Below are 6,369 nucleotides of genomic sequence, written 5' to 3' on the forward strand. Positions count from 1 at the left end.
GTCGAGCAGCGAAAAGCCTTCGCGCCGGATCTTGGCCTGGTCGCCGTTGTCCCACATCGCCTTGAAGGCGACGGTTTCGCTGATGGGATGGCCATAGTGATAGGTCAGCAGCGTCGCCAGCGCGGCCGAGCCGCAGCTGAAGTCGTATTGCTGGCGGGTCGTCGAGGTGAAGCGCAATTCGCGCATGCTCTTCACCGGCACGTCGAAACGCGCGCCGCCCGCAATCGCCAGGTCGGCCGCGTGCGCGCCGGCGGCGCCCAGCAAGGCACCCAGCAAGACGCACGGCAAGGGCAGGGCGCGGCGCATCATTTGAACTGCAGGTTGACGATGGTGGCGTTCTGGATCAGCACGTTCGCGCCGCTGTTCTGGATCACCACCGGAATGCCGGACATGTTGGCGAACGCCCCGGTGTCGATGCTGTTCGACCCGGTGACCACGTTCACCGCGCTGTTGCCGGAAACGACGCCGTTGAGATTCGCGTTGTTGGTGGCGATGAACGTGTCCGTTCCACCGCGCGAATGCTCCAGCTTGCCCAGATCGGCGGCCGGACCGAATCCCAGCGCGTCGGCCGCCTTTGCCGTCTTGTCCGGGCTGGCGGCCGGCTGCGCGGCCGGCGTGCCGTCCTGGGACGGGGACCGCGAGTTCCGGTCCGGCCCAGGCCGCGGATGCGCAGGCCGCGAGCACAGCGACGCTGCACACGCGGTTGCGGGCCTTGCTCTTGAGTGATGACTGCATTGTCTACCCCCGGGTTGCTTCGTAAAACCGCCGTGCCCGCGCGGGCACGGCGGTCCGCCGCATTACTTGCCGACAGCCAGGTTGCTCTGGACGTTCACGCTCTGTTGCACCAGCGAGGAGAAGCCGTTGTTCTCGGCTCACCACCATCACACCTGCAGCCGACTGGCCGACACCGCTCATGGTGTTGGACATGTTGAAGGTGCCGGCATTGACCGAGTTCGAGCCGCCGTTGCCGCCGGTGCCCGCACCGCCCATGCCGCCGGTACCGATGCCGGCCGTGATGTTGGCCAGCGCGCCGCCGGCGCCGCCGGTCGTCGTGCCGCCGTTGCCGCCATTGCCGCCGTTGCCGGCGGTTGCATCACCCACCGTGGCCGAGCCGGTCGTCGCTGCGCCGCTGGCGGCGGAGCCGGCCGTGGCCGCACCGGTCGATGCCGCACCACCGGCCGCGCCTGCGCCGCCCGTGTTCGATGCCATGCCGCTGGCGGCACCCGCGCCGCCCGCTGCGCCCGCACCTGCGGCGCCCGAGCTGGCCGTACCGGCCGCACCGGCACCGCCTGCACCCGAGCTCGCCGTACCGGCCGCACCTGCACCACCCGCGCCGCCTGCGCCGCCGGAATTGGCCGCACCGTTACCGGCCGTCGAGGTCAGGCCGCCGCCCGCACCGCCGGCTGCGCCGGTCGCGGCACCGCCCGCTGCGCCGGCGCCGCCGGCATTCGATGCCATGGCGCCCGAGCCGCCCGCGCCGCCGGCCGCACCGGCCGCACCCTGAACCGCCCATGCCGCCGGCCGCACCGGCCGCGCCCGAACCGCCCGCGCCGCCGGCCGCACCGGCCGCACCGGAACCGCCCATGCCGCCGGCTGCGCCAGCCGCGCCCGCACCGCCGGCGCCGCCAGTTCCCATGCCGGCCGTCGAGTTCGAATCGCCGCCCGTGGCCATGCCGCTCGTGGCCGTCGACGTGCCCGCGTTGGCGTTGCCGCTGCCGCTGAGACCGCCAGCGCCCGACGTCGCCGTGTGCGCGCCATTGCTGGCCGTGCCGCCGTTGGCTGCGTTGGCCGCCGTCGAGCCGCCGCCGCTGCCTGCGCCGGCCAGGCCGCCCGCACCGCCGAAGCCGCCCGAGCCGCCGCCCGCACCGGCACCACCCGCACCGCCGGCTGCGCCTGCCGCACCCGCACCACCCGCACCGCCGGCTGCGCCCGCCGCACCCGCGCCGCCCGCACCGCCGGCCGCGCCTGCGCCGCCCGCACCGCCGGTCGCCGCACCCGTGCCGCCGCCCATGCCGCCCATGCCGGCCGTGGTGGGACCGCTGGCGCCGCCGTTACCACCGGTCGTGGCGCCGGTCGAACCGCCGTTGCCGCCCGAAGCCAGGCCGCCCGCTCCACCGGCGGCGCCCGCGCCCCCGGTAGCGGCCGCACCGCCGGTCAGGCCACCGTTGCCGCCCGAAGCGCTCGCGGCACCGGTCGAACCGCCGAAGCCGCCGGCTGCGCCCGCGCCGCCCGCGCCGCTCGACGCGCCGGTGGCCACGCCGCCCGCGCCGCCCATGCCGGCGGTCGCGCCGCCGGTCGTGGCCGCACCGGCGTTGGCGTTGCCGGTCGTGGCTGCGCCGGCGCTGGCGCCGCCATTGGAGGCCGAACCGCCCGCGGCGCCCGCGGCGCCGTTCGCGTTGCCGGATCCGCCGCCCGCGCCGGTGCTGGCCGTGATGCCGCCGCCGGTGCCCGCTGCGCCGGCGCCGGCCGTACCGGAGGCGCCGTTGGCGTTACCGCTGTTGGTCGCCACGTTGCCGATGTTCTGGATGTTGTTGCCCGAGACGCTGCCGCTCAGGTTCGCGGTGGCGTTGGCCGAGGAAGTGTTGAAGCTGTTCGAGAAGGTCGACGTGGCCGTGCCGCCGTTGTTGGCGGCGGTGCCGCCGATGGCCGAAGCCGTCGCGTCGCCCGAACTGTGGTTGCTGTTGTTCGTGCTGGTGCTCGTGTTGGTGCTGTTGTTGCTGCTGTCGTGCGTGCTGTTGTCGCTGTTGTCCGTGTTCGTCGTGGTAACGCTGTGGTCGCTGTTGTCGTGCGTGCTGTTGTCGTGCGTACTGTTGTCGTGTGTGCTGTTGTTGGTGTTCGTGGTCGTCGCGGTGCTGGTGTTGGTGATGGTGTTCGTGCTGTTGTTGCTGTTGTCGTGCGTACTGTTGTTGCTGTTGTCGTGGGTACTGTTGTCCGTCGAACGGGTCGTGGTCTGCGTGGCCGTGCTGCCGCCGCGCGCGAGGTTCGAGTCCTGCGCTTGTGCGCTTAACGAGAAAGCCAGCGAAATAGCAGTCACGAGCAAGGTCTTGTTCATTCGAGTTCCCCTCTGGGTTTGATGGTTGGTGATGGGTCGGCTGTGGCGCCGACATCCATCCCGTTGCACTTTCAGTGCCAGCCATACTGCAGAGTTCGCTAACTCATTGTTTTTGTTGACTTTGTGCGTATCTTCCTACACGTCTGTCAGACAAAGTCCGGCACGATTTACCGAAAATATCGAAAAAGTGTTCCAGTTCCGGCACAACTGTGTAACGCGGGGTACCGCAACACACAAAAAAAAGTGGACACCTTGTCCACTTGTGCGCCACGGGGCCGGCCGCTCATGTGCGCATGCCGTGCTTGCTCAGCAAGCGGTACATCGTCGTGCGCGAGACGCCGAGGTCGCGCGCGGCCCGGCTCACGTTATGGCCGCTGCGGTCCAGGCATTCGCGCAGTGCGCTGCGCTCCGAGCGCAGGCGCGTGTCGTCCAGCGCCGCGGACGCCGGTACGGCGATCCCGCGCGTCAGGCCCAGGTCTTCCGGCATGATCAGGCGCCCGTCCGACATGACGAGCGCGCGCCGCACCCGGTTGATCAATTCACGCACATTTCCCGGCCAGTCGTGATCGAGGATCGCTTCGATCGCGCGGTTGGAAAATCCTTTCAGGCGCGGCGATTTTTCGCTCGCGTACACGCGGAAGAAGTGCTCGGCCAGCGTGACGAGGTCGTCGCGCCGCTCGCGCAGCGGCGGCACCGTGACGGGCAGCACCGCGAGGCGGTAGTACAGGTCTTCGCGGAACGCGCCGCTCGCCACGGCCTGCTGCAGCTGCACGTGCGACGCGGCGATCACGCGCACGTCGACGCGGATGTTGCGCGTGCTGCCCAGACGGCAGATCGTCTTCTCCTGCAGGAAGCGCAGCAGGTTCGCCTGCAGGTCCCTGGGCAGGTCGCCGATCTCGTCGAGGAACAGCGTGCCGCCGTCCGCCGATTCGATCAGGCCCGCCTTGCCGCGCGTCGCGCCCGTGAACGCGCCGCGTTCATAGCCGAACAGCTCGGAATGGATCAGGCTGGGCGCGATGGCGCCGCAGTTGATCGGCACGAACGGTCCGGCGGCGCGGTCCGACTGCGCGTGGATCGCCTGGGCCGTCAGTTCCTTGCCGCTGCCGCTTTCGCCCCAGATCAGCACGGGCGCCGCGACCTTGGCCACGCGCGCGACCTGCGCCCGCAGGCGCGCGATCGCGTCGCAGGTGCCGATCAGCGGCGATGCCGGATCGTCCGCCGGCGCGTCGGCGTGGTTCGGGCGGCCGCGCAGCATCGCCCAGCCATGCGCGTGGCCGAGCGTGTGGGCCAGCCGCACCGGATCGACCGGGGCCGTGTGGTAATCGCACAGGTGTTCCACGACGAGGTCGCGGCACGGCCCGGATTCGAGGTCGCGCGGGTTGAACACCCCGACCCATTGCATATGGCTGTGGCGGCGCAGGAAAAGTTCGACGTCGGCCGGGCGGTGCTGTTCGCGGTCGTGCACCAGCAGGCCGACCAGGTAGCGGTCGTTACGCAGTTCGCGCCCGGCGTCGCCGAGGTTGCAGACACTGCGGATATCCCGAGTCTGTGCATCGCCTCGTCCAGCAGGGCACGGGCGCCCGGGTCATCCGGGACAATGCACAGCAAGCGTTTTCGCGTCATCCCATCCTCCTTCGGGCAGTCGGCCGGTTCACGCAGCGCGGCGGACGAACGGGAGAACCGGCAGGCTTTACAAGTGTAATTATTTGCAAGAATTATGCCGCTCAGTAGCCTGTTGGCAATTTCTCGCACCATCAGTTGAACTTTGATCAACATTATGCCGCGTGTGAAACTTTCGTGTCGGACGATAAAACTGGACGGCAGACCGGTTCGAAGGCCGCAAGACCGCGTGCGTGCGCGGCGCGCGTGTCGCCCGCGCGCACCGGACCATGCCGCGGTCGCCATATCCGGGCGCGGCATTTGTTACAGCCAGTTACAACTTTGTACTTTGCAGTTACTGGTCAAGCTTGCCATAACGCCGCGTTGCTTTTTTGCGGCGCACAACAAAGCGGCATTCCGCCCGATGCGGCGCCGGATGGGGATGCGTGCCGCCGGAAGGGCGGCAGCGTGGGAGGCGGCGCGCCCGCCCGGAGGGCGCGGCGGACCGTCAGGCGCGCGGCCGCTGGCGGTGGAACACGAGCGGGCTGTACGGAATGGCGGACGGCGGCGGCGAATTCAGGATGCCGGGTTTCATCGCGCCCACCACGTGCATCTCGCACGCAATCGAACTTCAGCGTGTAGCGCTCGTCGCCGCTGACAAGGGCTATCGGCTCCGCGCGCACCTGGCCCTGCACGCCCTGTACGCCCTTTGCCTGCTTGGGGCACAGGTTGAACGAGAAGCGCAGGCAGTGCTTGGTGATCATCAGCGGCACCTCGCCCGGTTCTTCATGCGATTCGTACGCGGCGGCGATCAGCTGGACGCCGTGCTTGTGATAGAAGGCGCGCGCCTTTTCGTTGTACACGTTGGCCAGGTAGCTCAAATGCGTTTCCGGATACGCGGCCTGGCTGGTAGTTCGGCCGCCGGCGCGCGCTGCGGGCGCTGCCAGGCGGCCAGGCGCGCCGCTTCCTGGGCGGCGATGGCGTCGCGGCGCAGGCCGTTGATGGCGCTCGCCGGCACGAACCACGGTTGCGACAGCGCGACGTCGATCGCGCCCGCCTCGAACATCGTGTTGCCGAGCTTGGCCACGCTGGCGCGCAGGCCGGCCAGCGCCTGTTCGGCCTGCTGCGCCGGCTGCAGGGCCAGCGCCGCGCCGGTCGTCGTCGTGATGCCGTCCTCGTCCGTGACGGTCAGGCGCAGGCCGCCGGCGACGTCTTCCAGCCGCAGGTCCACGCGCACCTTGCGGTCCGAGGATTTCTTCGAGAGCGCGGCTTCCCACTGGTGGTCGCGGTTGCGGTGGATGACGGTGCCGACCTTCAGGCCGGGCAGCGTGGCCAGCCCTTCGTTCGGGAACACGCGCAGCAGCGGCCGGCCGTCGCCATCCTCGCCGAGCTTTCTGCACGGTGTTCGCCTGGATGCCGACGGTGTCGCGCTTGTGCATGTAGTTCAGGCCGTCGCCATTGGCCATCGACTCGGTCGTGACGAGATCGTACTGGTCGCCGCCTGCGATGCGCGCGACCGTGCCCAGTTCCACGCCGACGTATTTCGGCGAATCGAAGGCGCCGATGGTCTGCTGGCGGCCCTGGGCAAAATAATCCGTGTGGCCGCGGTGGAAATTCTTGTCGAACGTCGGGCGTGAACATGACCAGGTGCTGGATCATCCAACGAACTCCTCCGTTTTAACCTTAGCAATACGTAACTGAACGAGTACAGGCAACAT

Annotated in this window: 8 protein-coding genes; 2 read left to right on the forward strand and 6 right to left on the reverse strand. The window is 69.4% G+C overall.

The window, feature by feature from the left end; genetic code table 11:
* The coding region (locus ACWNCF_RS05145; RefSeq protein WP_449406271.1) for a C39 family peptidase at nt 1-306 on the reverse strand (306 nt) is incomplete at its 3' end.
* On the opposite strand from ACWNCF_RS05145, the gene ACWNCF_RS05150 reads away from it, so the two are divergent.
* The gene (locus ACWNCF_RS05150; protein WP_449406273.1) at nt 241-726 is read left to right on the forward strand and encodes a hypothetical protein; all 486 of its coding nucleotides are present in this window, start codon (nt 241-243) and stop codon (nt 724-726) included. The genes ACWNCF_RS05145 and ACWNCF_RS05150 overlap by 66 nt on opposite strands.
* Before the next feature lie 12 nt (nt 727-738).
* On the opposite strand, the gene ACWNCF_RS05155 is transcribed toward ACWNCF_RS05150, so the two are convergent.
* From ACWNCF_RS05155 to ACWNCF_RS05175, 5 genes are all read right to left on the reverse strand, one after another.
* Nucleotides 739-1,458 (reverse strand): hypothetical protein, encoded by a 720-nt coding sequence (locus ACWNCF_RS05155; protein ID WP_449406266.1) that lies wholly within the window; start codon nt 1,456-1,458, stop codon nt 739-741.
* Nucleotides 1,364-3,052 carry a hypothetical protein gene (locus ACWNCF_RS05160; RefSeq protein ID WP_449406267.1) on the reverse strand — a complete coding sequence of 563 codons (1,689 nt, stop codon included), beginning with the start codon at nt 3,050-3,052 and terminating at the stop codon, nt 1,364-1,366. The genes ACWNCF_RS05155 and ACWNCF_RS05160 overlap by 95 nt, the downstream gene beginning before the upstream one ends.
* Nucleotides 3,053-3,335: 283 nt before the next feature.
* Entirely contained in the window at nt 3,336-4,589 is a 1,254-nt protein-coding gene (locus tag ACWNCF_RS05165; RefSeq protein ID WP_449406272.1) for a sigma 54-interacting transcriptional regulator, read from the reverse strand.
* A 424-nt stretch (nt 4,590-5,013) separates the two neighbouring features.
* Nucleotides 5,014-5,532, reverse strand: a complete 519-nt coding sequence (locus ACWNCF_RS05170; protein ID WP_449406268.1) for a hypothetical protein — start codon at nt 5,530-5,532, stop codon at nt 5,014-5,016.
* Complete coding sequence (locus ACWNCF_RS05175) at nt 5,529-6,005, reverse strand: DUF3656 domain-containing protein (RefSeq protein ID WP_449406269.1); 477 nt, start codon at nt 6,003-6,005, stop codon at nt 5,529-5,531. Before ACWNCF_RS05175 ends, ACWNCF_RS05170 begins: the two co-directional genes overlap by 4 nt.
* A gap of 104 nt (nt 6,006-6,109) precedes the next feature.
* On the opposite strand from ACWNCF_RS05175, the gene ACWNCF_RS05180 reads away from it, so the two are divergent.
* Nucleotides 6,110-6,244, forward strand: a complete 135-nt coding sequence (locus ACWNCF_RS05180; protein WP_449406270.1) for a hypothetical protein — start codon at nt 6,110-6,112, stop codon at nt 6,242-6,244.
* The last annotated feature ends 125 nt before the right edge of the window (nt 6,245-6,369 follow it).

The organism is Massilia phosphatilytica, from assembly GCF_977014125.1.

What these genes read in the sequence shown, in the direction of transcription:
- ACWNCF_RS05155 (WP_449406266.1), bottom strand. Translation starts at nt 1,458, where the DNA reads ATGGCATCGAATGCCGGCGGCGCCGGCGCAGCGGGCGGTGCCGCGACC.
- ACWNCF_RS05160 (WP_449406267.1), bottom strand. Translation starts at nt 3,052, where the DNA reads ATGAACAAGACCTTGCTCGTGACTGCTATTTCGCTGGCTTTCTCGTTA.